At 68.8% G+C, this 23,881-nt stretch carries 25 protein-coding genes, 1 tRNA gene and 1 riboswitch; of the genes, 22 read left to right on the plus strand and 4 right to left on the minus strand.

Going from position 1 to position 23,881, the window contains the following annotated elements:
* The first annotated feature begins 13 nt into the window (after positions 1-13).
* From JQX08_RS08280 to JQX08_RS08315, 8 genes are all read left to right on the plus strand, one after another.
* Positions 14-781: an NAD-dependent deacylase gene (locus tag JQX08_RS08280; RefSeq protein ID WP_204915830.1), complete on the plus strand. Its 768-nt coding sequence runs from the start codon at positions 14-16 to the stop codon at positions 779-781.
* 69 nt (positions 782-850) lie between these two features.
* Positions 851-1,450, plus strand: coding sequence for a C40 family peptidase (locus tag JQX08_RS08285; protein ID WP_204915831.1), 600 nt, complete (start codon positions 851-853; stop codon positions 1,448-1,450).
* A gap of 92 nt (positions 1,451-1,542) precedes the next feature.
* Positions 1,543-2,061 (plus strand): C40 family peptidase, encoded by a 519-nt coding sequence (locus tag JQX08_RS08290; protein ID WP_204915833.1) that lies wholly within the window; start codon positions 1,543-1,545, stop codon positions 2,059-2,061.
* A 15-nt stretch (positions 2,062-2,076) separates the two neighbouring features.
* Entirely contained in the window at positions 2,077-2,739 is a 663-nt protein-coding gene (locus JQX08_RS08295; protein WP_205347897.1) for an O-methyltransferase, read from the plus strand.
* Positions 2,740-2,784: 45 nt separating this feature from the next.
* Positions 2,785-2,860 (plus strand) — tRNA-Ala (locus tag JQX08_RS08300).
* Positions 2,861-2,938: 78 nt separating this feature from the next.
* On the plus strand, positions 2,939-3,913 hold the full coding sequence (locus tag JQX08_RS08305) for a sensor domain-containing diguanylate cyclase (RefSeq protein WP_205347898.1): 975 nt from the start codon (positions 2,939-2,941) through the stop codon (positions 3,911-3,913).
* 231 nt (positions 3,914-4,144) lie between these two features.
* Positions 4,145-6,238 (plus strand): TonB-dependent siderophore receptor, encoded by a 2,094-nt coding sequence (locus JQX08_RS08310; RefSeq protein WP_205347899.1) that lies wholly within the window; start codon positions 4,145-4,147, stop codon positions 6,236-6,238.
* Between the two features lie 17 nt (positions 6,239-6,255).
* On the plus strand, positions 6,256-6,984 hold the full coding sequence (locus JQX08_RS08315) for a DUF4198 domain-containing protein (RefSeq protein WP_205347900.1): 729 nt from the start codon (positions 6,256-6,258) through the stop codon (positions 6,982-6,984).
* Positions 6,985-6,990: 6 nt separating this feature from the next.
* On the opposite strand, the gene JQX08_RS08320 is transcribed toward JQX08_RS08315, so the two are convergent.
* Positions 6,991-7,206 (minus strand): hypothetical protein, encoded by a 216-nt coding sequence (locus tag JQX08_RS08320; protein WP_205347901.1) that lies wholly within the window; start codon positions 7,204-7,206, stop codon positions 6,991-6,993.
* A gap of 205 nt (positions 7,207-7,411) precedes the next feature.
* On the opposite strand from JQX08_RS08320, the gene JQX08_RS08325 reads away from it, so the two are divergent.
* The 13 genes from JQX08_RS08325 to JQX08_RS08385 all read left to right on the plus strand — a co-directional run bounded on the left by JQX08_RS08325 (position 7,412) and on the right by JQX08_RS08385 (position 20,003).
* Positions 7,412-8,104, plus strand: coding sequence for a histidine phosphatase family protein (locus JQX08_RS08325; RefSeq protein WP_205347902.1), 693 nt, complete (start codon positions 7,412-7,414; stop codon positions 8,102-8,104).
* 17 nt (positions 8,105-8,121) lie between these two features.
* A complete protein-coding gene (locus JQX08_RS08330; protein WP_205347903.1) occupies positions 8,122-8,871 on the plus strand; it encodes an SDR family oxidoreductase in 750 nt (249 codons plus the stop codon).
* Positions 8,872-8,942: 71 nt separating this feature from the next.
* A riboswitch (cobalamin riboswitch) is annotated at positions 8,943-9,165 on the plus strand.
* Positions 9,166-9,284: 119 nt separating this feature from the next.
* A complete protein-coding gene (gene btuB, locus JQX08_RS08335) occupies positions 9,285-11,168 on the plus strand; it encodes a TonB-dependent vitamin B12 receptor (RefSeq protein WP_205347904.1) in 1,884 nt (627 codons plus the stop codon).
* Positions 11,169-11,183: 15 nt separating this feature from the next.
* Complete coding sequence (locus JQX08_RS08340; protein ID WP_205347905.1) at positions 11,184-11,759, plus strand: hypothetical protein; 576 nt, start codon at positions 11,184-11,186, stop codon at positions 11,757-11,759.
* Positions 11,756-13,048 (plus strand): cobyrinic acid a,c-diamide synthase CobB, encoded by a 1,293-nt coding sequence (locus tag JQX08_RS08345; RefSeq protein WP_430472516.1) that lies wholly within the window; start codon positions 11,756-11,758, stop codon positions 13,046-13,048. Before JQX08_RS08340 ends, JQX08_RS08345 begins: the two co-directional genes overlap by 4 nt.
* Complete coding sequence (bluB, locus tag JQX08_RS08350) at positions 13,045-13,695, plus strand: 5,6-dimethylbenzimidazole synthase (protein WP_205347907.1); 651 nt, start codon at positions 13,045-13,047, stop codon at positions 13,693-13,695. Before JQX08_RS08345 ends, bluB begins: the two co-directional genes overlap by 4 nt.
* Positions 13,692-14,624: an adenosylcobinamide-phosphate synthase CbiB gene (gene cbiB, locus JQX08_RS08355; protein ID WP_205347908.1), complete on the plus strand. Its 933-nt coding sequence runs from the start codon at positions 13,692-13,694 to the stop codon at positions 14,622-14,624. The genes bluB and cbiB overlap by 4 nt, the downstream gene beginning before the upstream one ends.
* A complete protein-coding gene (cobD, locus tag JQX08_RS08360; protein WP_205347909.1) occupies positions 14,617-15,648 on the plus strand; it encodes a threonine-phosphate decarboxylase CobD in 1,032 nt (343 codons plus the stop codon). The genes cbiB and cobD overlap by 8 nt, the downstream gene beginning before the upstream one ends.
* Positions 15,645-17,096, plus strand: a complete 1,452-nt coding sequence (locus JQX08_RS08365; protein ID WP_430472509.1) for a cobyric acid synthase — start codon at positions 15,645-15,647, stop codon at positions 17,094-17,096. The genes cobD and JQX08_RS08365 overlap by 4 nt, the downstream gene beginning before the upstream one ends.
* Positions 17,097-17,138: 42 nt before the next feature.
* A complete protein-coding gene (gene cobU, locus JQX08_RS08370; protein WP_205347910.1) occupies positions 17,139-17,660 on the plus strand; it encodes a bifunctional adenosylcobinamide kinase/adenosylcobinamide-phosphate guanylyltransferase in 522 nt (173 codons plus the stop codon).
* Positions 17,657-18,715, plus strand: coding sequence for a nicotinate-nucleotide--dimethylbenzimidazole phosphoribosyltransferase (gene cobT / locus JQX08_RS08375; RefSeq protein WP_205347911.1), 1,059 nt, complete (start codon positions 17,657-17,659; stop codon positions 18,713-18,715). The genes cobU and cobT overlap by 4 nt, the downstream gene beginning before the upstream one ends.
* Complete coding sequence (locus tag JQX08_RS08380) at positions 18,712-19,266, plus strand: histidine phosphatase family protein (protein ID WP_205347912.1); 555 nt, start codon at positions 18,712-18,714, stop codon at positions 19,264-19,266. The genes cobT and JQX08_RS08380 overlap by 4 nt, the downstream gene beginning before the upstream one ends.
* Positions 19,266-20,003 carry an adenosylcobinamide-GDP ribazoletransferase gene (locus JQX08_RS08385; RefSeq protein ID WP_205347913.1) on the plus strand — a complete coding sequence of 246 codons (738 nt, stop codon included), beginning with the start codon at positions 19,266-19,268 and terminating at the stop codon, positions 20,001-20,003. The genes JQX08_RS08380 and JQX08_RS08385 overlap by 1 nt, the downstream gene beginning before the upstream one ends.
* A 37-nt stretch (positions 20,004-20,040) precedes the next feature.
* Here the strand turns inward: JQX08_RS08385 and JQX08_RS08390 are convergent, their stop codons facing one another.
* The 3 genes from JQX08_RS08390 to JQX08_RS08400 form a co-directional block, all read right to left on the minus strand.
* Positions 20,041-21,684, minus strand: a complete 1,644-nt coding sequence (locus JQX08_RS08390; RefSeq protein WP_205347914.1) for a VRR-NUC domain-containing protein — start codon at positions 21,682-21,684, stop codon at positions 20,041-20,043.
* Positions 21,685-22,019: 335 nt separating this feature from the next.
* Entirely contained in the window at positions 22,020-22,316 is a 297-nt protein-coding gene (locus tag JQX08_RS08395) for a hypothetical protein (protein ID WP_205347915.1), read from the minus strand.
* Positions 22,317-22,402: 86 nt separating this feature from the next.
* Positions 22,403-22,840 carry an Lrp/AsnC family transcriptional regulator gene (locus JQX08_RS08400; RefSeq protein ID WP_205347916.1) on the minus strand — a complete coding sequence of 146 codons (438 nt, stop codon included), beginning with the start codon at positions 22,838-22,840 and terminating at the stop codon, positions 22,403-22,405.
* 132 nt (positions 22,841-22,972) lie between these two features.
* Here JQX08_RS08400 and JQX08_RS08405 point away from each other — a divergent pair, with 132 nt between their 5' ends.
* Positions 22,973-23,881, plus strand: coding sequence for a DMT family transporter (locus JQX08_RS08405; protein WP_205347917.1), 909 nt, complete (start codon positions 22,973-22,975; stop codon positions 23,879-23,881).

The following is a 23,881-nucleotide window of genomic DNA, read 5'->3' on the forward strand; positions in this document are numbered from 1 at the left end:
TACCGGGGGATCGATGGAACAGCAGCTCATCCGTGTCGCCCACGCCCTCGAGCAGGCCGAGCGAATCCTGATCATTACCGGTGCTGGGGTTTCCGCCGACTCCGGCCTGCCGACCTATCGCGGCCTGGGCGGCCTGTACAACGGGCGGACCGCCGAAGGGCTGCCGATTGAGGAAGCCTTGTCCGGGCCGATGCTACAGCGCGACCCGGCGCTGTGCTGGAAGTACCTCGCCGAACTCGGCAAGGCGACTCTCGGTACGCAGCCCAATGCCGGCCATCAGGCGATCGCCGAGTTGCAGCGGCGCAAGCCGCAGTGCTGGGTACTGACCCAGAACATCGACGGTTATCACCGCGCCGCCGGTAGCCCGGCCGAACGCTTGATCGAGATTCACGGTCAGCTGGCGCCACTCTACTGCCAGTCGTGCGGCACGGAGAGCGCTGAACTGGCGGCTCACCTGCAGCGCCCGTTGCCGCCGCGCTGTGCCGACTGTGGCGGCATCTTGCGTCCGCCGGTGGTCTTGTTCGAGGAAATGCTCCCCGAGGCGGCGATCGACCAGCTGTACGCCGAGCTGCGCAAGGGCTTCGAGGTGGTGCTCAGCGTCGGCACCACGGCGAGCTTTCCCTACATCGTCGAACCCTTGTTGCGCACCCGCGCCGCCGGTGGTTTCACGGTGGAAATCAACCCGTCGATGACCGATATCAGCGACCTGGTCGACGTCCGACTGCAGGGAAGGGCGTTAGACATTTTGTCGCAGCTACTGGGTCACATTCGACACGATTAAAGTTTGCAATCGTCATTCCCAGCGGGCATATTCGCGTCTTCCATAAGAACTACAGACACGGTCGTGCCCATGCTCAAGCGCTTCGCACCCCTCGTGCCACTAGCACTTACCTTCCTTCTGGGGGCTTGCGCCGGCCATTCGCCGAGCGCATTCATCGGTATGGATGATCCAGCGCCGCCGCCGGCCACCCTGGAACAGCAAGCCGCGCTGGAAGAAGAGCCGCTACCGGACTTTTCCCAGGCCAAGCCCTACGAGTTGCCCAGCTTCGCCGACAGCATCCTGGCCCACGGCCTGTCGCTGGTCGGTACTCGTTACCGTTTCGGCGGTACCTCGGCGGACACCGGTTTCGACTGCAGCGGCTTCATCGGCTACCTGTTCAAGGAAGAAGCCGGCATGAGCCTGCCGCGCTCGACCCGCGAAATGATCAACCTTGATGCCCCGCTGGTGGCGCGCAAGGACCTGCAACCGGGCGATCTGCTGTTCTTCAGCACCCGCGGTCGCGGTCGCGTCAGCCACGCCGGCATCTACCTGGGCGACGACCAGTTCATCCATTCCTCCAGCAGCCGCAGTGGCGGTGTGCGGGTCGACAGCCTGGATGACAAGTACTGGAGCCGCACTTTCATCGAGGCCAAGCGCGCCCTGGCCCTGGCGTCGGTCAGCCACCGCTGATACGGCGCCCAGCGCGTAAGCCCGCTCGGGCTTGCGCGTTTCCCACTCTGCCGGCAGAGTAAGGCGCATTCCGGAACAGGATTGTCCGCCCCATGCGTCTACCGGCTCGCCTCACCCTGCTGGTCCTCGTCGCGCTGCTCTCTGCCTGCGCTGGCAATCCTCCCCCGCAAAATCCTGTCTACACCGTGCCCTTGCAGGCCAATGGCAGCGCCGAAGATGTGCTGTTCCGTGCCCTCGGCCTGGTCGGTACGCCCTATCGCTACGGCGGCAACACGCCAGATTCCGGCTTCGATTGCAGTGGCCTGATCGGCTACGTCTACCGTGATGCGGCAGGCGTGCAGTTGCCGCGCTCGACCCGTGAACTGCTGGCCCTGCGTTCGCCGCGGGTGTCGCGCGATGCGCTGCTAGCGGGCGATCTGGTGTTCTTCGCCACCAGTGGCGGCGGCCAGGTCAGCCATGCCGGCATCTATGTCGGCGAAGGGCGCTTCGTGCACGCCCCGTCCACCGGCGGCACGGTGCGCCTGGACAGCCTGAGTACCACCTACTGGCAAAAGAGCTATCTGGACGCCAAGCGCATCCTGGCGCCGGCGAGCCTCGCCAGCCATCCCTGATCGCGAGGTGTGCCCATGACCGGCCAGACCCTCAAGCTTGACGACGCGCTGTACCACTACCTGCTCGACGTGTCCTTGCGCGAATCGCCGCTGCTGCGGCGCCTGCGCGAGGAAACCCAGGCGCTACCGATGGCACGCTGGCAGATCGCCCCGGAGCAGGGCCAGTTCATGGCCTTGCTGGTTAAGCTGCTCGGCGCGCGGCGGCTCCTCGAGGTCGGCACCTTCACCGGCTACAGCGCGCTGTGCATGGCCGAGGCGATGGGCGAGGGCGGCCATATGATCTGCTGCGACCTGCCCGGCGAGTACAACGCCATCGCGAGGCGCTACTGGGCCGAAGCCGGCATGGAGGAGCGCATCGAGCTGCGCTTGGCGCCGGCGCTGGAGACCCTGGCGGGGTTGTGCAGCCACGGCGCCGAGGAGTTCTTCGACCTAATCTTCATCGACGCCGACAAGGCCAACTACCTGCACTACCTCGAACAAGCGCTGGCCCTGGTTCGTCCCGGTGGCCTGATCTTGTTCGACAACACCCTGTGGAGCGGCCGGGTGCTCGAAGCGGTGCCGACCAGCGAGGACACCCGCGCGATCCAGGCGCTCAACCGCAAACTGCACAGCGACCCGCGCATCGACTTGTCGCTGCTGCCGCTGGGGGATGGCTTGAGCCTGTGTCGGAAGCGCTGAGGGGCTTGTCCGGCGTGCGGCGGCAGGCTAATTTTCCTCGTGTTCGGGCCGATAGCTCAGCTGGGAGAGCGCCGCGTTCGCAATGCGGAGGTCGGGAGTTCGATCCTCCTTCGGTCCACCAACCCTTCCAAGGCCCGCGGTAAAGCGGGCCTTTTTCGTTGCCGCGTGGTGCGGCGCAGTCGAGCACAGGGGCGCAGTCATGCCAGATGGAATCGCAACGTCCGACGCGGTGTACAAAACCCTGCTGGAATCGACCCGTGCGATTCCCTGGAAGATCGACTGGCAGAGCATGACCTTTGCCTACATCGGCCCGCAGATCGAGGCGCTGCTCGGCTGGAGCCAGTCCAGTTGGGTGGGCGTCAACGACTGGGCCGAGCGCATGCACCCGGACGACCGCGAGGCGGTGGTGAACTTCTGCGTGTCGCAATCGCAGGCGGGCACCGACCACGAGGCGGACTACCGGGCGCTGACCGCCTCAGGTGAGTACGTGTGGATTCGCGATGTGGTGCATGTGGTGCGCAATGCCGCCGGTGAGGTGGAGGCGCTGATCGGCTTCATGTTCGACATCAGCGAGCGCAAGCAGGCGGAGCAGCGCCTGGCCGATCTGCAGAAGCAGCTGGAAGAGTATTCGTACAAGGACGGCCTGACCGGGGTGGCCAACCGGCGCATGTTCGACCGGGTGCTGGAGGTCGAATGGGCGAGTGCCCAGCGCAGCCTGCAGCCGCTGTCGCTGATCCTCCTCGATATCGACTACTTCAAGCAGTACAACGACCACTACGGGCACATCCAGGGCGACGATTGCCTGAAGAGCGTCGGCCAGGCACTGGGTATGGCGGCCAGTCGGCCACGCGATTTCGTCGGCCGTTTCGGCGGCGAGGAGTTCGTGCTGATCCTGCCGGAGACCGACGCTGCCGCGGCCGCGCAGGTGGCTGAACGCTGCCGGCGGCTGGTGCGCGAGCAGGGCATTCAGCATGCGCGCTCACAGGTGGCGCCGCTGCTCACGGTCAGCCTGGGGGTGGGCAGCATCGTGCCGACGGCGTCGGCGCAGGCGCTGGATTTCGTTGCCGCGGTGGACAAGCTGCTCTATCGCGCCAAGGAGGGCGGCCGTAACCGCTTCGAGGCGGCGCAGTGGGATGCCCACACCGCGGATGTCGCCGAGCTCGCACTCCGCTAACGCTAGGCTCTCTTCCATTTTCGATATCGGCCGGCGCGCGAATGCTTCGTGCGCCGCGCTGCTGTTCAAGTGTTGTATCCGTGTCCCGCATTTCTTGCTCCGGGGGTTGTTGAGAGAGATGTTATAAGATAACAATTTAAAAAGTCGATACCGCGCATGGCCGGACGGGCCGTGTGCCTGCTCGCGCTGCAGCCCAGTACGACCCAAAGTCGAGGAATGCAAGGAGTGGGTATGCGTAGCGTTCGCTACTGGTTGACCGGGTTGGCCTGGTCGTGTGCGCCGGTTGTTGCCGGCGCCGAAGGGAATGTTGAACTGGACGCGCTGACGGTGATCGGCGAGTCGATGGGGGAGGAGGCTGGTGAGCAAATCCGCGGTTACAGGGCTAGCCGTTCGGCGGCGGCGACACGCACTGACACGGACATCCGCGACGTGCCGCAGAGCGTCGAGGTGGTGCCCGCGCAGGTCATCGAGGACCTGAACGCGACGCGCATCGACCGCGCGTTGGACTTTGCCGGCGGCGTCTCGCGGCAGAACAACTTCGGCGGGCTGACCTTCCTCAACTACAGCGTGCGCGGCTTTACCACCGGAGAGCTGTACCGCAACGGATTCGCCATCAATCGCGGCAGCTACAGCGCGCCGGACGTCGCCAGCATCGAGCGCCTGGAAGTGCTCAAGGGACCGGCCGCGAGCCTTTACGGGCGCGGCGATCCGGGCGGCATGGTGAATATTGTCAGCAAGGTGCCGCAGGCCGAGGCCTTCAGCCAGTTGAAGCTCAGCGCCGGGCGTTGGGACCGCTACCGCAGCAGCTTGGACGTCAACACGCCGCTGAGCGACGACGGCCGGGTACTGTCGCGGGTGATCCTCGCCGTCGAGGACAACCACAGCTTTCGCGATCACGTCGAGGCCGATCGCCAGGTCGTCACCCCGTCGCTGCGCTGGCAGCTCGGCGATGACACCCGACTGACGCTCGACGCCGAGTTCTCGCGCGCCGAGTCGGTGTTCGATCGCGGCATCCCTGCAGTGGGCGGCAAGATGGGCGCGGTGTCACCCAGCACCTACCTCGGCGAGCCGAACGATGGGCAGATCCGCAACGACAACCAACTGCTGCAGCTGTCGCTCGAGCATGACCTGAGCCGCGACTGGACGCTGCGGCTGGCCAGTCACTACAACCAGGGCCATCTGAATGGCAACAGCTCGGAGACGGTGGCGCTGACCGGTCACCAGGTCTCGCGCTTCTACCGCCAGCGCGATTTCGAGTGGAACGACAGCATTACCCGCGCCGAGCTGCTGGGTTACTTCGACACCGCCGGCATCAGCCACGAACTGCTCGCCGGCGTCGAATACGAGAACTACCGCAACAGCCAGAAGTACCCGCAGAGTGCGACCTCGCTGGGCTACGGTCTCGACGTCTTCGCCCCGGTCTACGGCCAGGCCAAGCCGGCGCTGACCCGGCCCAATGATTTCTTCGAGCGCAGCGAGAGCCAGGCGCTCAACCTGCAGGATCAGCTCGTCTTCACCGAGCGTCTGCGCGGGTTGCTGGGGATGCGTTTCGAGCATTACCGGCAGACCGCCCAGAACCGTGCCAGCGGCATCAGTACTCGGCAGCGCCACGACGCGTTGACCCAGCGTGCCGGCTTGCTCTACCAGCTGACCCCGGAGGTCGGCCTGTTCGCCAACGGTTCCACTTCCTTCAAGCCCAACGGCATGGGCGCTCAGGGCCAGGTGTTCGAGCCGGAGGAGGGTGTCGGCTACGAGACTGGCATCAAGCTGGACCTGCTCGGTGGCCGGCTCGGCGCCAGCGTCGCGCTGTTCCACATCGACAAGAAAAATGTGCTGACCGCCGATCCGGCCAATCCCGGCGACAGCATTGCCGCCGGCAAGGCGCGCAGCCGTGGTCTCGACCTGCAGCTCAGTGGCCAGCTGAACGACGCCGTGCGGCTGATCGGCGCCTACGCCTACATCGATGCCGAAGTGACCGAGGACAACACCCTGCCGATCGGCAGCGACCTGCTGGGTATCCCTCGCCACAGCGGCAGCCTGATGGCGGTGTATGCCTTTCAGGATGGTGCGCTGCACGGCGCCGACCTCGGTGCGGCGGTGCACTACGTCGGCGAGCGCTCCGGCCAGGCCGGCAGCGACTTCCGCCTGCCGGCCTACACCACCGTCGATCTGCTCGCCCATTACCCGCTGAGCGACGAGCTGCTGCTCGGCCTGAACCTCAACAACCTGTTCGACCGCCACTACTACGAGCGCGCCTACAACAGTGTCTGGGTCATGCCCGGTGAGCCGCGCAACCTGAGCGTCAGCCTGACGCTAAACCTGTGAAACCAAGGAAGTTCCCCATGCACAAACCGCTTTCCCTGCTGCTCGTCGGCCTGTTTTCCACCCTCGGCGCCGGCGCGGTGCTGGCCCATGGTCTGTGGACTGAGCAGCGCCGTGGCCACGTCGAGGTCATCTATGGGCACGGCGCCGAGGACGACGCCTACAAGGCCGAAAAGATCAGGGGTGCCTGGGCCTACGCGCAGTCCGGCCAGTTGATCCCGGTAACCGTCGAACGCCTCGCCGACCACGCTCGCCTGGCGCCGCTCAAGCCGCCGGCGGTGCTCGCGGTGGAGCTGGACAATGGCGCCTGGTCGCAGACAGCAGACGGCCAGTGGGTCAACCAGGGTCGCCGCCAGGTAGCTGGCGCGACTAAGGCTTTGCACACCTACAAATACAGCCTGGCGATCCACGCCGAGGGTGCGCACCTGCCGGCGCTGGACAAGCTGCGGCTGAAGATCGTCCCGCAGACCGATCCGCTGCGGGTCGGCGTCGGCAAGCCGCTAGCGGTGCAGGTACTGCTGGACGGCAAACCGGCAGTCGGTGTCGAGTTGATCGGCGATTACCGCAGCGCGCCGCATACGGTCAGCGCCACCACCGATGCCGATGGTCGGGCGGCGGTGATTGTGCGCAACGCCGGGCTCAACATCATCGCCGCCGAGCGTTACGCGGCGGTCAAGGGGGATCCGGACATCGACGAGGAGGGCTTCTTCAGCTCGCTGACCTTCGTCGGCGAGGCGCACCACGAGTAGTCGGGCTCAGGCACGGCGCAGCTCCTTCTCGACCACCTGTTCGCGGGCGCTGCGCAGTTCGGCGGCGTCGACGTTCATCCGGTGGATCACGTCGAACAGCTGTTGCTTGAGGGTGGCGTCGGCGATGCGTTCGGCGGCGCGCATCACGTCGATGGCAGCGGCCTCGTTGTTGGCGGCCACGGTGTCGAGGGTCTTGCGGAGGGTACGGATTGCGTTGCTCACGGGAGCATCCTGTCGATCTGAAGCGGGCTCATCCTGGCAGGTGAATGTTTAGCTTTGATGGCAGCCCGGCCGCCGCGTCGCGAATCGCCGACGATCATGGCCACTTATTGATCTTGTCGGCCTGCGCCCGGCACGCCAGAGTCGCGGCATTCCAGAATGCAGCGGCCCGCGCCGCTGTCCGCTACCGTTTGCGCAGGAGCTCAACATGGCCCGCATCATCCTCGTCCGTCACGGCCAGGCGTCCTTCGGCGCCGCCGACTACGACTGCCTGTCCAGCACCGGCGAAGAGCAGGCCCGCCACCTCGGGCGGGTGCTCAAGGCGCGCGGCGAAACCGTCGACACCCTGTGGACCGGCGGCATGCGCCGTCACCGGCAGACCGCCGAAGGCCTGCTCGAAGGCCTCGGCGCGGTGGCCGGGCGCGAGCCGCTGCCCGGCTTCAACGAATTCGACCACCAGCAGGTAATCGCCCGCCACGAGCCGCGCTATGCCGACCACGGCGCGATGTCCGCCGACCTGGCCAGCGCCGCGAATCCGCGGGAAACTTTCGCCGCGATGTTCCGCGCCGCCATGGCGCGCTGGACCGCTGGCGCGCACCACGACTACGACGAATCCTGGGCGCAGTTCCAGGGTCGCTGCGTGCAGGCGCTGGAGCAGGTCGCCAGCGAGGCGCGCGGCGAGCAGCCCCATCTGGTGGTGACCTCCGGCGGGGTGATCTCGGTGATCGCCCAGGCGCTGCTCGGTCTCAGCGACGAGAAGGCGCTGCGCGTCAACTGGACCCTGGCCAACGCCAGCGTCAGCTGCGTGCAGACCACTTCGCGCGGCGAGCGCATGCTGCTCAGCCTCAACGAACACGGCCACTTCCGTGGCGATACCCAGCACCTGCTGACCTGGCGCTAATACACAAAGGAACCGAAATGTCGTCACGCAAGACTGTCCTGATCACCGGGGCGAGCTCCGGCCTGGGTGCCGGCATGGCCCGCGAATTCGCCGCGCGCGGCTACGACCTGGCGCTCTGTGCACGGCGCACCGAGCGCCTCGAGGCGCTGCGCGAGGAACTCGGCGGGCGCCATGGCGTGCGTATCGAGGTGCGTGCGCTGGACGTCAACGACCACGAACAGGTGTTCGCCGTGTTCCGCGAGTTCGCCGCGCTGTTCGGCCAACTCGAGCGCATCGTGGTCAACGCCGGGATCGGCGAGGGGCGGCGCATCGGCACCGGGCACTTCGAGACCAACAAGCGCACCGCGGAAACCAACTTCATCGCCGCACTGGCGCAGTGCGAGGCGGCGGTGGAGATCTTCCGCCAGCAGAACGCCGGCCACCTGGTGATCATCTCCTCGATGAGCGCGATGCGCGGCCTGCCCAAGCACCTGACCACCTACGCGGCGAGCAAGGCGGCAGTGGCGCACCTCGGCGAGGGCATCCGCGCCGAACTGCTGCACACGCCGATTCGCGTCAGCACGCTGTTCCCCGGGTACATCCGTACCGACCTCAACGCCGGCGCCAAGCACCTGCCGTTCGCCGTCGACGAGGCCACCGGCTGCCGCGCCCTGGTGCGCAGCATCGAGCGCGAGCCGGGCAACGCCTGCGTGCCGGGCTGGCCGTGGAGCCTGATGGGCGTGCTGATGCGCACCCTGCCGCTGAGCTGGGTAATCAAGCTCAGCTGAGACGCAGGCGGCATGAGCACCACTCATGTTCATGCCGGCTGCGCGTTGACGCTCCGCGCCTCAGCCACTAACCTGCGCGCCTTGCAACAGGTGCCCCGGCCATTGGCCAGAGGGTGAAACAGGGAAGCCGGTGCGTTCCGCGATGATCGCGGCACAATTCCGGCGCTGCCCCCGCAACGGTAGGCGAGTCGACGATCGCATTCAGCCACTGTGCTCACGCACGGGAAGGCGCGATCGGGGAACCCATGGGTTCCACTCGCAAGCCCGGAGACCGGCCTGTCGCAGTCCACAGCATCGCGGAGGGCGTTGTCTGGCGTGCGGGCCGTCGCGAGATGCTCCTGTGCGTGCCTGTCCTTCGTGTGCTTTTCCCGGCCTGAGTCGTGCGGGTGAGCGCGACGGAGCACACAACTCGAATGAGCAAGACCCTTCTGACGGCCACAGCGGCATTGCTGTGCGGCCTCTCCGCATCCCTATCCAGCCACGCCGCCGAGCGCGTATTCGCCCTCGACGAGCAGGTGGTCACCGCTGCCCGCGTCGAGCAAACGCCGCAACACAACCTCGCCGCCACCACGGTGATCGACCGCGCGCAGATCGAGCGCAGCCAGGCCCAGTCGGTGCCGGAGCTGCTGCGCAGGGTGCCCGGCATCTCGCTGGCCAACAACGGCGGGCCGGGCAAGTCCACCTCGCTGTTCATGCGCGGCACCAACTCCAACCACGTGCTGGTGCTGATCGACGGGATCAAGGCCGGCTCGGTGACCAGCGGCGGCAGCGCCCTGCAGGACCTGCCGGTCGAGCTGATCGAACGCATCGAGGTGGTCCGCGGCCCGCGCTCCAGCCTGTACGGCTCGGAAGCCATTGGCGGGGTGATCCAGATATTCACCCGCAAGGGCGACGGGCAGGGCGCCAAGCCGTTCGCCTCGGCCGGCTACGGCACCCACGACAGCTACGAAGGCAGCGCTGGGGTCAGTGGCGGGGACGGCCAGGGTCACTACAGCCTCGGTGTCAGTGGTCAGGACACCGACGGCATCAACGTCAAGCCGCGCGGCGTCAGCGGCTACGAGGACGACAGCGACGGCTACCGCAACCTGTCCGGTTCGCTGAACGGCGGCTACCGCTTCGCCAACGGCCTCGAGCTGGACGGCCATGTGCTGCAGGCCAAGGCGCACAACGACTACGACTCGGTGAACAGCAAACGCACCGCCGGCTTCGGCGCCAATGCCGACGGCGTGACCAAGGTCATCGGCAGCCGCGCGCGGTTCGCCCCGCTCGAGCCCTGGCAGGTCACCCTGCAGGCCGGACGCAGCGAGGACAAGTCCGACGCTTATCAGGACGGCGCCTTCTACTCGCGCTTCGACAGCCGCCGCGACGTGTTGTCCTGGCAGAACGACCTGAGCCTCGCCGAGGGCCAGCTGCTCACCCTTGGCGCCGACTTCCAGCGTGACGAGGTCAACAGCAGCACCCGTTACGCCGAAGATTCGCGCGACAACCACGGCGCCTTCGTCCAGTACCTTGGCCAGTTCGGCCGCCAGGACTGGCAGCTCAGCCTGCGCCACGACGACGATGAACAGTTCGGCAACCACGACACCGGCAACCTCGGCTGGGGCTATCTGCTCACCGACGAGCTGCGTTTCACCGCCAACTACGGCACCGCCTACAAGGCACCGAGCTTCAACCAGCTGTACTACCCGGACTTCGGCAACCCCGACCTGCAGCCGGAGAAGTCCAAGAGTCTGGAAGTCGGCCTAAGCGGCGAGCACCGCTGGGGGCACTGGGCGGCGAACGCCTACCGCACCGAGATCGACAACCTGATCGCCACGGTGACCAGCAAGGTCAACGGCAAGACCGTGAGCATGGCCGAGGGTGTCGACGAGGCGCGCATTCGCGGCGTCGAGCTGGTGCTCGGCAGCGAGCTGTTCGGCTGGGCGTGGAACGCCAGCTACAGCCTGATCGACGCGGAGAACCGCTCGCAGCGCAGCAAGAACGGCATCGCCTACTACGGCAAGGACCTCAACCGCCGCCCGGACCAGACCTTCAACCTCGACCTCGATCGGGCCTTCGGCGACTTCAGCGTCGGCGGCAGCCTCAGCGCCCAGGACGCCAGCTACGACGACCTGGAGAACCAGTCCGAGCTGGCCGGCTTCGCCACCCTCGATCTGCGCGGCGAGTACCGGCTCAACCCGGAATGGCGCCTGCAGACCCGCGTCGCCAACCTGTTCGACGCCGACTACCAGACCGCCGCCGGCTACAACCAGCCCGGCCAGGCGGTGTACTTCACCGTGCGCTATCAGGCCCTGTAAGCCAAGGAGTCGCCCATGCCACTGCTCTCTACTCGCAGCCAACTGCTCCTCGGCCTGGCCCTCGCCGTGCTGATGGCGGTCACCCGCGGTCAGCACTTCGCCACGCTCAACCTGCCCAGCGCGTCCTGGGCGGTGTTCTTCCTCGCCGGCGTGTGGCTGCGCCCGCGCTGGGTGTTCCCGGCGCTGTTCGCCGAGGCCACGCTGCTGGACTTCAGCATGGTCGCGGTCGGCACCGTCGGTGACTGGTGCACATCGCCGGCCTACTGGGTGCTGGTGCCGGCCTACGGCGCGCTGTGGCTCGGCGGGCGACTGTACGCACGCGGCCACCGCGAGCACTGGAGCAGTCTGGTGCGACTGGCCTTGAGCGTGCTGGTGGCGGCGTTGGTCTGCCACCTGCTGTCCAGCGGCGGCTTCTACTTCCTCTCCGGACGCTACCCGGAGCCGACCCTGGCCGGTTTTCTGCCGCGCATCGGCTACTACTACCCGCGCTTCCTCGCCAACCTGGCGCTGTATGTCGGCGTGGCGGCGGTGCTGTACACCGGCCTGCGCGCCTGGAACGGGCTGGGCCTGCAGCGGGAGTCGGAGGTCTGATGCCGCGCGAGTGTCCGGCCCTGCTGATCGCCGCCCCGGCTTCCGGCCAGGGCAAGACCACCGTCACCGCCGCGCTGGCGCGCCTGCATGCGCGCCAGGGGCGGCGGGTGCGGGTGTTCAAGTGCGGGCCGGACTTCCTCGATCCGATGATTCTCGCCCGCGCCTCTGGCCTGCCGGTCTACCAGCTCGACCTGTGGATGATCGGCGAGGCGGAATGCCGGCGCCTGCTCTGGGAGGCGGCCGGCAGCGCCGACCTGATCCTCATCGAAGGGGTGATGGGCCTGTTCGACGGCAATCCGTCGGCGGCCGATCTGGCACGGCGTTTCGGCGTGCCGGTGCTCGCGGCGATCGACGGTTCCGGCATGGCACAGACCTTCGGCGCCATGGCCCACGGTCTGGCCAGCTACCAGGCCGACCTGCCGTTCGCCGGGGTGCTCGGCAACAAGGTCGGCAGCCTGCGGCATGGCGAAATCCTCCGCGACGCGCTGCCGCCATCGCTGCGCTGGTTCGGCGCCTTGCCGCGCAGCGCCGCGGTGGAGCTGCCGAGCCGCCACCTCGGTCTGGTGCAGGCCAATGAGCTGGCGGATCTGGACGCGCGTCTGGACGCCGCCGCCGATGCCCTGGCGGCCAGCGCCGATACCACGTTGCCGGCGCCGGTGCGCTTCGCCGCGCCGACTGACGCGCCGCTGCCGCCGGTGTTGGCCGGGGTGCGCATCGGCGTGGCCCGCGATGCCGCGTTCGCCTTCCTCTATGAGGCCAACCTCGACCTGCTGCGTGCTCTGGGTGCCGAGCTGCGCTTCTTCTCGCCACTGGCCGACCACGAGCTGCCGGCCGTCGACAGCCTGTACCTGCCCGGCGGCTACCCGGAACTGCACCTGGCGAGCCTGGCCAGCAACCAGCCGATGGCCACGGCGATCCGCGCGCATCACGCGGTAGGCAAACCGATCCATGCCGAATGCGGCGGCATGCTCTACCTGTTCGAACGGCTGACCGACCAGCACGGCCAGTCCGCGGACATGCTCGGCCTGCTGCCCGGCAGCGGCACTCTGCAGCCGCGCGTGGCAGCCTTGGCGTTGCAAGAGGTCGAACTGCCGGAAGGGCGGCTGCGCGGCCATACCTATCACCACTCGACGCTGGACTCGGCGCTGACGCCGCTCGCCCACGGCGAATGCCCGAATTACCGGCGCACCGCCGAGGCGGCGTTCCGCCAGGGCCGGCTGACCGCGTCGTACATCCACTTCTACCTGCCGTCCAATCCGCTGGCGGCGGCGGAGCTGTTCCGCCCATGACCGAGCACGCCTTCAGTGACGCCGAGCGCGCGGCGGTGTATCGCGCCATCGCCGAACGCCGCGACATGCGCCACTTCGCCGGCGGCACGGTGGCGCCGGAGCTGCTCGCACGGCTGCTCGAAGCCGCGCACCAGGCGCCCAGCGTCGGCCTGATGCAACCCTGGCGCTTCATCCGTATCACCGCGCCGGCGCTGCGCGAGGCCATCCACACGCTGGCCGAGGCGGAGCGGCTGCGCACCGCCGCAGCGCTTGGCGAGCGCAGCGACGCATTCATGCGCCTCAAGGTCGAGGGCATCCGCGACTGCGCCGAGCTGCTGGTGGTGGCGCTGATGGACGACCGCGAGCGGCATGTGTTCGGCCGCCGCACCTTGCCGGAAATGGACCTCGCCTCGTTGGCCTGCGCCGTTCAAAATCTCTGGCTGGCCGCGCGCGCCGAAGGCCTGGGCATGGGCTGGGTGTCGCTGTTCGAGCCGCGCGCACTCGGCGAGCTGCTCGGGCTGCCCGCCGGGGCCAAGGCCGAGGCGGTGTTGTGCCTGGGCCCGGTAACCGAGTTTTATCCGCAGCCGATGCTGGTCGAGGAGCGCTGGGCGACGCCGCGGCCGCTGCAGGAACTGTTGTTCGAAAACCATTGGGGAACATCGACATGAGCATGGCGTTACTGGCCGTGGCCGGCGTGGCGCTCGACGCGCTATGCGGCGAGCCGCGCCGCTGGCATCCGCTGGTGGCCTTCGGCAACCTGGCGGCGCGCCTCGAGCAGCGTTTCAATCGGCCCTATGAGGCGGCGGAGGGTCCGGCCGCGCTCGGCTGGCGCAGCCACGGGGTGATGGCCTGGCTGCTCGCCGTGCTGCCGCTGACCCTGCTGGCCTGGGCGCTGGCCGAGCTGCCGTACCTCGGCTGGCTGGTCGCGGCGCTGGCGCTGTACGCCGCGCTCGGCCTGCGCAGCCTCGGTGAGCACGCGCGGCCGGTGGCCCAGGCGCTGCGCGCCGGTGAGCTGGAAGTGGCGCGGCAGCGCGTCGGCTACATGGTCAGCCGGCAGACCGCCGAACTCGATGAAAGCGGAGTGGCCCGCGCCGCCACCGAGTCGGTGCTGGAGAACGGCAGCGACGCGGTGCTCGCCGCCTTGTTCTGGTTCGCCGTGCTCGGCGCGCCGGGCGTGGTGCTGTATCGCCTGAGCAACACCTTGGATGCCATGTGGGGCTACCGCAACGCGCGCTTCGAGCGTTTCGGCTGGGCCGCGGCGCGCATCGACGACGTGCTCAACTACCTGCCGGCGCGCCTGGTGGCGCTGACCTATGCGCTGCTTGGCGACACCCGCCGCGCGCTGCGCTGCTGGCGTCTGCAGGCACCGCAGTGGGACAGCCCCAATGCCGGCCCGGTGATGGCCGCCGGCGCCGGCGCACTGGGCGCGAGCCTGGGCGGGCCGGCGGTCTATCACGGCGAGTTGCACGCGCGGCCGTCACTCGGCGAAGGCGAGCCGGCCAACCCTAGCCATATCGACCAAGCGCTGGAGCTGGTGCAGCGCGGCGTCTGGCTGTGGTTGCTGATCCTGGCGGTGGGGGGCTATCTGCATGCTTGAACATGGCGGACGTCTGCACGCGGCCGCGCAGCGCTACGGCATTGCCGTGGCGGAGTGGCTCGACCTGTCCACCGGAATCGCGCCCTGGCCGTTCGCCGTGCCGGCGCTGGACAGCCGCAGCTGGGCGCGCCTGCCGGAGGCCGACGACGGCCTGGAGGCGGCGGCCTGCGGCTATTTCGGCGTCGAGCGCGTGTTGCCGGTACCCGGCACCCAGGCGGCGATCCAGCTGCTGCCGCGCCTGCGCCGCAGCGGTCGGGTGGGGGTCCTGGCGCCTTGTTACGCCGAGCACGCGCACGCCTGGCGCCAGGCCGGTCACGAGGTGGTCGAGCTGAGCGATGCCGAGGTAGCCCGCGCGCTGCCGAGCCTCGACGTGCTGGTCGCGGTCAATCCGAACAACCCCACCGGCCGCCTGCTGCCGGCCGAGCTGCTGCTCGACTGGCGCACCCGACTGCGCCAGCGCGGTGGCTGGCTGGTGGTCGACGAGGCGTTCATCGACGTCACCCCCGCGCACAGCGTGGTGGCCAGCGCCGATGACGAGCTGATTGTGCTGCGTTCGTTCGGCAAGTTCTTCGGCCTGGCCGGGGCGCGCCTGGGTTTCGTAGTCGCCGGTGCGTTGCGCCTGGCGCAGCTCGCCGAACAGCTCGGCCCCTGGACGATCAGCGGGCCGACCCGCGTGGTCGGCCAGGCCTGCCTGCGCGACCGCGGCGCGCAACTTGTCCAGCGCCAGCGTGCCGCAGCGGCGGGCCAGCGCCTGGCCGAGCTGCTCGGCCGCCACGGCTGGGCGCCGAGCGGCGGCACCGCGCTGTTCCAGTGGTGCGCCGATCCACGCGCCGCGCAGCTGCACGATTTCCTCGCCCAGCGCGGCATCCTCGTGCGCCAGTTCGCCAGCCCGGCCAGCCTGCGTTTTGGCCTGCCGGGGCGCGAGCCGGACTGGCGGCGGCTGGAGCAGGCGCTCGCCGATTTTCAGGCCGATGCCGCGATCGCGGATAAATCCGCTCCTACAACAACCGAGGCCGAACAGTGACCACACTCATGGTGCAAGGCACCACCTCCGACGCGGGCAAGAGCACCCTGGTGGTCGCCCTGTGCCGCTGGCTGCAGCGCCAGGGCGTCGCAGTGGTGCCGTTCAAACCGCAGAACATGGCGCTGAACAGCGCGGTGACTGCCGACGGCGGCGAGATCGGCCGCGCCCAGGCGGTGCAGGCGCAGGCCGCCGGCCTGGCGCCGCACACCGACATGAACCCGGTGCTGCTCAAGCCGAACAGCGACACCGGCGCGCAGGTGATCATCCACGGCCGGGCGATCAGCAGCATGGAGGCGGCCGCCTACCACGACTACAAGCAGGTAGCGATGCAGGCGGTGCTGACCGCGCACGCGCGGCTGAGCGCGCAGTACCCGGTGGTGATGGTCGAGGGTGCCGGCTCGCCGGCGGAGATCAACCTGCGCGCCGGCGATATCGCCAACATGGGCTTCGCCGAGGCGGTCGACTGCCCGGTGATCCTGATCGCCGACATCGACCGTGGCGGTGTGTTCGCCCATCTGGTCGGCACCCTCGAGCTGCTCGCACCAAGCGAGCAGGCGCGGGTGGTGGGCTTCGTCATCAACCGCTTCCGCGGCGACATCGGCCTGCTGCAACCCGGCCTCGATTGGCTGGAGGCGCGCACCGGCAAACCGGTGCTCGGCGTGCTGCCGTACCTGATGGATTTCCACCTGGAAGCCGAGGACGCCATCGACCAGCGCCAGGGCGCCAAGGCCGAACGCGTGCTCAAGGTGGTGGTGCCGGTGCTGCCGCGCATCAGCAACCACACCGATTTCGACCCGCTGCGCCTGCACCCGCAGGTCGATCTGCAGTTCGTCGGCCCCGGTCAGCCGATCCCGCCGGCCGACCTGATCATCCTGCCCGGCTCGAAGAGCGTGCGTGCCGACCTGGCGTTCCTCCGCGCCCAGGGCTGGGAGGACGCGCTGCAGCGCCACCTGCGCTACGGCGGCAAGCTGCTCGGCATCTGCGGCGGCCTGCAGATGCTCGGCACGGCGATCGACGACCCGCTCGGTCTGGAAGGCGCCGCCGGCTCCTCACCGGGGCTGGGTCTGCTGGAGTTCGCCACCGTGCTGGAGGCCGAGAAGCAGCTGCGCAACGTCAGCGGCCGCCTCAGCCTGGAGGACGCGCCGGTCAGCGGCTACGAGATCCATGCCGGGGTCAGTAGCGGTGCGGCGCTGGTGCAGCCCGCCGTGCAGCTTGCCGACGGCCGTAGCGACGGCGCGCAGAGCGCCGATGGGCAGATTCTCGGCACCTACCTGCACGGCCTGTTCGAGACCCCCGCGGCCTGCAGCGCGCTGTTGCGCTGGGCGGGCCTGCGCGAGGTGCAGGTGGTCGACTACCACGCGTTGCGCGAGCGCGATATCGAGCGGCTCGCCGATCTGGTGGAGGCACATCTGGACACCGCGCGGTTGCGCGAGTGGTGCGGGCTATGAGCGCTGACCGTGAGAGGAGCACTGACCTTGAGGGGAGCACCCATGCTTGAACTGATCCTCGGCGGCGCACGCTCCGGCAAGAGTCGCCTGGCCGAGAGGCTGGCCGGCGAGTCCGGCCTGGCGGTCACCTACATCGCCACCAGCCAGCCGCTCGACCTGGAAATGGCCGAGCGGGTGGCCGCCCATCGCAGCCGGCGCCCCTCCGAGTGGGCGCTGGTCGAAGAGCCCATCGCACTGGCCCGCGTGCTGCGCGAGCAGGCGGCGCCGCAACGCTGTCTGCTGGTCGATTGCCTGACCCTCTGGCTGACCAACCTGCTGATGCTGGAAGACGCGGCGCGCCTGGCCGCCGAGCGCGATGCGCTGCTGAGCACCTTGGACACACTGCCCGGGCGGATCATCCTGGTCAGCAATGAAACCGGCCTCGGCGTGGTCCCGCTCGGTGCGCTGAGTCGGCGTTTCGTCGACGAGGCCGGTTGGCTGCACCAAGCCATCGCCGAACGCTGCCAGCGCGTGGTGTTCACCGTCGCCGGCTTGCCGATGACGCTCAAGGGGCAGCCGCTATGAATGCCGCGAACTGGTGGCAGGACGATTGCCGGGCCGCGGATCAGCAGGTTCGTGCGGCGGCGCTGGCGCGCCAGGCGCAGTTGACCAAACCGGCCGGTGCGCTGGGCCTGCTGGAGCAGGTTGCGGTGCAGCTCGCGGCGTTGCAGGGCACGCCCCGGCCGCAGCTGGAGCTGCCGTGGATCGCCGTGTTCGCCGGCGACCACGGGGTGGTCGAGGAGGGCGTGTCGGCCTATCCGCAGGCGGTCACCGTGCAGATGCTGCGCAATTTCGTCGGCGGCGGTGCGGCGATCAGCGTGCTGGCCCGTCAGCTGGGCGCGACCCTGGAAGTGATCGACCTCGGCTGCGCGCTGCCGCTCGAGCCGCTGCCGGGCGTGCGCCACCTGCAGCTGGGTGCCGGCACCGCCAACTTCGCCCGTATGCCAGCGCTGCGTGATGAACAGCTGCACGCCGCCCTGGCCGCCGGCCGCGACAGTGTTGGCCGCGCTTACGCGGCGGGCGCCGAGCTGTTTATCGGCGGCGAGATGGGCATCGGCAACACTTCGGCGGCCAGCGCGGTGGCCTGTGCGTTGCTCAGCTGCCCGGCGCACGAGCTGGTCGGTCCGGGCACCGGCCTCGACCCGCAGGGCGTGCAGCACAAGGCGGCGGTGATCGAGCGCGCCTTGCTGCTGCACGCCGAGCACTTCGACGACCCCTGGCAGGTGCTGCGCTGCCTCGGTGGCTTCGAGCTCGCCGCGCTGGCCGGCGCCTATGTCGCCTGTGCGCAGCAGGGCGTACCGGCGCTAGTCGATGGCTTCATCTGCACGGTCGCAGCGCTCTGCGCGGTACGCCTCAACCCGGCGTGCCGCGAGTGGCTGCTGTTCGCCCATCGCGGCGCGGAGCCGGGCCATCGCCGGCTGCTCGCGGCGCTTGGCGGCGAGCCACTGCTCGAGCTCGGCCTGCGCCTCGGCGAGGGCAGTGGCGCGGCGCTGGCGGTGCCGCTGCTGCGCCTGGCCTGCCAGCTGCACAACGACATGGCGACCTTCGCCGAAGCGGCCGTGGCGGGGCGTTCGGCATGAGGCTCGATCTGCTGCGCCACGGCGAAACCGCGCTGGGGAACGTGTTTCGCGGCAGCCTCGACGATGAGCTGAGCGCCGTCGGCTGGGCGCAGATGCGCGCGGCAGTGGCCGGGCGCAGCTGGGATGTCATTGTCAGCTCGCCTTTGCAGCGCTGCGCGCGCTTCGCCGCCGAGTTGGCCGAGCGCCTGGCGGTGCCGCTGCAGTTGGAGAGCGATCTGCGCGAGCTGCATTTCGGCGCCTGGGAAGGGCGCAGCGCTGCCGCGCTGATGGAGGAGCAGGCCGAGCTGCTCGGGCAATTCTGGGCCGACCCGTACGGCCACACACCACCCGACGGCGAGCCGCTGCTGCAGTTCGCCGCGCGGGTCGGCAGTGCGGTGCAGCGTCTGGCGCAGCAGCACGCCGGGCGGCGGGTGCTGCTGGTCAGCCACGGCGGGGTGATGCGCCTGTTGCTGGCGCAGGCGCAAGGCCTGCCGCGCGAGCAGTTGCTTAGCGTGGCGGTCGGTCATGGCGAGCTGTTCAGCCTGCCGGCCACCACCGAGGTGCCGGACTGATGGCCTGGCTGCTTCCCGCGTTGATCGCCGTGCAGTTCCTCTCGCGTCTGCCGGTGCGTTTGTCCGGGATGCCGACGCCGGCGCAGATGGGCCGCTCGTTGTGCTGGTACCCGGCGGTCGGCCTGCTGCTTGGCGGCCTGCTGGTCGGCTTCGCCTTGCTCCTGCACGGCGCGCCGCCGCTGCTGCAGGCGGCGCTGCTGCTGGCCGGCTGGGTGCTGTTCAGCGGCGCCCTGCACCTGGATGGGCTGGCCGACACCGCGGACGCCTGGGTCGGCGGCTTCGGCGATCGCGAGCGCACCCTGACGATCATGAAAGACCCTCGCAGCGGGCCGATCGCCGTGGTGGTGCTGGTCATGCTGCTGCTGCTCAAGTTCGCCGCGCTGGTCACCCTGCTGCCGCGCGGCGACTGGTCGGCGCTGCTGCTGGCGCCCTGGGTGGCGCGCTGTCTGCTGCCGCTGCTGTTCCTCAGCACGCCGTACGTGCGCGCTGGCGGCCTCGGTCAGGCGCTCGCCGAGCATCTGCCACGGCGTGCGCTGCGCTGGGTGTTGGTGGCGCAGGTGGCAGCCATGCTGCTGCTCGGCTGGAGCGGCGTGCTGGCGCTATGCACCGCGCTGCTGCTGTTCGCCCTGTGGCGCGCCGCACTGCTGCGGCGTCTCGGCGGCACCACCGGCGATACCGCCGGCGCTCTGGTGGAGTTGAGCGAGTGTGCGGTGCTACTGGTACTGGCGCTGATCTGAACCGCTCAGGCGGCGTTGGCCACCTCTTTGCCGGTGATCATGCAGGCTCATCGTCCCACTGCACGTAGCAGACCTCCACCGGCATGCCGTGCTCGGCGCAGAACGCCAGCCAGCGCCGCTGGTTGTCCTGCAGGCGATCGCCGGGGCCCTTCACTTCGATCATCCGGTAGCGCTGCTCGGCCGGGTAGAACTGGATCAGGTCGGGCATCCCCGCGCGGTTGGCCTTGAGGTCGGCGAGCAGGCGCTGGAACCAGGCCTTGAGGTGCGCCGCCGGCAGGCAGTGCAGGGCCTGTTCGAGGAGTTCCTCGCTGAGCACCGCCCAGTGCACGAACGGCGAGACGGTGCCGAGCTTCTCCGCGTAGGTGCGACGGATCGCCTCCGCGTAGGCGTCACTGTCCAGGCGCGCCAGGCAGTTGGCGAACAGCGCGGCGCGGCGCGTGTGGAAGTCCGGGGCGAGCAGGTCGACCGGCCCGGCGTGGAAGGGATGGAAGAGCGCGCCCGGCAGCGGGGCGAAGATCGCCTCCCAGCAGAGCAGGCCGAACAGGCTGCAGATCAGCGTGTTCTCCACGTAATGCACCGGCGCCGCATCGTCATGCAGGTGCGCCTGCACGGCGAACTCGACGCTCACCGGCGGGCGCGGCAGGCTCAGGTCGAGGCGCGCGGCGGCGGCCTGGCGCGGGCGACGCGGCGTCGGCTCGCCGAGCTGGCGACGCAGGCGCACCAGGGCGCGCTCGACCAGCTGCGCTTCGGCGTCGCTTTCCGGCGCCGCGGCGGCCGCGCACGCCAGCGCATGCGCCTCGGTGAACCCGCCTAGGCGTTCGAGCACGCGAATCTGCCGTTGCCGTGAACCGGCATACGGCGTCTGCCGGTACAGCGCCAGTGCCGCCGGTTCGTCGCCTTCGCGCTCCAGCTGCTGGGCCAGCTGGAACAGCAGCTTGGCGTGGCGCGATTGCAGGTAGGGGTTGTCGCTGCTGAAGTCGGCGAGCAACTCGAGCACGTCGGCGACCGGCAGGCCGAGGGCGAACTGCTCGCGGCACTGCCACAGGTGCAGGTAGGCCTCGACGTCGGCACGGCTGCGGAAGCCGCGCGCATCGGCGCTGAACGGCACCTGCTCGTAGCGGAAGATGCCGAGGTCGGCGAGCACGAACTCCGACCAGTCCTGGTGCAGGTTGCCGAAGAACAGCAGGCGCAGGCGGTCGCACAGGCCGCCGACGCTCAGGCTATACAGCGGCTCGTCGAGCGCTGGGCACCAGGCGGCGAACGGCTGCGCCTGCTCGTGCAGGGCGGCGAGGGCTTCGAACAGCTCGGCCTTCTTCAATGCGGGCGAGGGCAGCGCGTCGCGGAAGCCGGCGATCAGCTCGTCCTTGCGCAGCAGCGCGAACAGCTCGGCGAACTCCAGCGGCTGGTCGTCGCGTAGCCAGCCGAGCGCCAGCAACGGCGCAGCGGCCTCGGCGATCGCGCCGATCTCCGCATAGCTCAGTTTGCTGGCGCGAAAGTGCGGACCCTTGCGCATCAGCAGACGTACCAGCAGCGCTTGCGCGGGCAGCACGAGGCCGTGGAAGGCGTCGATGAACTGGCGCTCCTCGGCGCTGAGCAGGTCGGCATAGCGCGCGTCGATCCACGCCAGCGCGGTGCGGAAGTTGGTCAGGTAGTAAAAGCTGGGGTCGAGCGGGGCGGCCATGGCGAATTGGGGCTGGGTTTATATACAGGTAAGGGTGACCTGCATGGCGCGCGACTGCAAGGGTCGGCCGTCCGATTGCTCACCTTGTCATCCCCGGGCAGACGGGGGCCAGCGTGCTCGCTGGTGGCCCGAAACGGACCACTGGATACCGGCCTGTGCCGGTATGACGGGGTGGTGGGTGGCGCCGTGCGGGAGAAACGATGAAGCTGCCCGCGTGCCTCGGGGCTACGGCTATCGATGGCCCTCCCGCCTCGTCATCCCCGCGCAGGCGGGGATCCAGAGCGCTCACTGGCGACTCGGAGCGAGCAGCTGGTGCCTGTTCTTGAACAGCCCTGCTAGACGTAGGGCTGGCCGGGGAAGCAGCGTGGCAAACGCTGACGGCCGGGCAGGTCGGTCAGGCGCTGGCGCCAGCTTGAGCGCCAGTCTGTGGCTTGCGCCGCGTTGGCCTTGGCCTGGCGCGCGGCGCGTCGTGCGGCGTTGCGCTCGTTGCGGCGGGCTTCCTTGAAGGCCTCGGTGTTGCGGCAGTTGCGGCATTTCACGCGCTTGAGTTCGCGGGTGGCGACCAGGTTGTCGCCGTGGCGTCCGCACGCCAGATGTCCGGCAGTCTTGTAGTGGGTGACAGGGGCAGCCATGGAACGTACTCCTTCGTGGCGGAAGGTCGTGGGGGACGCACCTGGCATCCCTCTCCCTGGTTGTGACCCCCGCCGCGCGGCGGCGTTCAGCCCATCGGCGGCAGGCGCCGCTTGACCGTGGATTTCTTGACGATCGCGGTGTTGGTTTCCGCGTAATCGTTGAGGCGGTCGAGCAGGCCGTCCAGCTGCTCCATTGAGCGCACGCACATCCGCGCGATGAAGCAGTCCTCGCCGGTCACCTTGTCGCATTCGGTGAACTCGGGAATCGCCTGGATCTGTCGTTCGACCTCATGCAGCCGACCGGGTAGCGGGCGCACCCGCACGATGGCTTCAAGCAGATAGCCGAAGTGTTTGGGATCGACCTCGACGGTGTAGGCCTTGAGCACGCCGCGTTCTTCGAGCTTGCGCAGGCGTTCGGCGACGCTCGGCGAGGACAGCCCGCTGAGCTGGGCGAGGGCCTTCAGCGAACGCCGCGAGTCTTCCATCAGCGCACTGATCAGCAGTTGGTCGATTTCATCGGTCATGGCTGTCTCGTTAGGCAAAGTGTGAAATATGTCTGGATAGTAAAGGCACATCTCCAGTTTAGCCTGTGATTGGCCATGGAGCGGCACTCCTCTGCCTGCGCATACTTTTGCCCATACAGAGGAGGGCGGGTCATGAACAATTCGCTGCAACGCGGTTCGCTGGAAATGGTTGCCGCCATGCTGATCAGCGGCACCATCGGCTGGCTGGTGCTGCTGTCCGGGCAGCCGGTGCTCGACGTGGTGTTCTGGCGCTGCGTGTTTGGCGCGCTGACCCTGCTGCTGATCTGCGCGGCGCTGGGCTTCCTGCGCCCGGGCATCCTGACCCGCGCGACCTTCGCCCTGGCGGTGCTCAGCGGCGTGGCCATCGTCGGCAACTGGGTGCTGCTGTTCGCCTCCTACTCGCGGGCATCGATCGCCATCGGCACCGCGGTGTACAACGTCCAGCCGTTCATGCTGGTCGGCCTGGCCGCGCTGTTCCTCGGCGAGAAAGTCACCGTGCAGAAGCTGGTCTGGCTCGGCGTGGCCTTCGTCGGCATGCTGGCCATCGTCAGCGCCCACGGCGAGCCGGGGCAGAGTGGCAGCGACTACCTGGCCGGCATCGCCCTGGCCCTCGGCGCGGCGCTGCTGTACGCCATCGCCGCGCTGATCATCAAGCGCCTGGACGGCACGCCGCCGCACCTGCTGGCGCTGATCCAGGTAATTACCGGCGCGCTGCTGCTGGCACCCTGGGCCAACCTGACCACCCTGCCGCAGACCACCGGCGCCTGGTCGAGCCTGCTGACCCTGGGCATCGTGCACACCGGGCTGATGTACGTGCTGCTCTACAGCGCGATCCAGAAACTGCCGGCGGCGCTGACCGGCGCGCTGTCGTTCGTCTACCCGATCGCGGCGATCTTCGTCGACTGGTTCGCCTTCGGCCATCGCCTGGGCCTGGTGCAGTGGCTCGGCGTGGCAGCGATCCTGCTCGCCGCCGCCGGCATGCAGCAGGGCTGGAGCCTGCCCTGGCGTCGTCGCAGCACAACGCCAGTGGCGAGCAGCTGA

Origin of the sequence: Zestomonas insulae (assembly GCF_016901015.1) — a bacterium.
Lineage (GTDB): Bacteria > Pseudomonadota > Gammaproteobacteria > Pseudomonadales > Pseudomonadaceae > Aquipseudomonas > Aquipseudomonas insulae.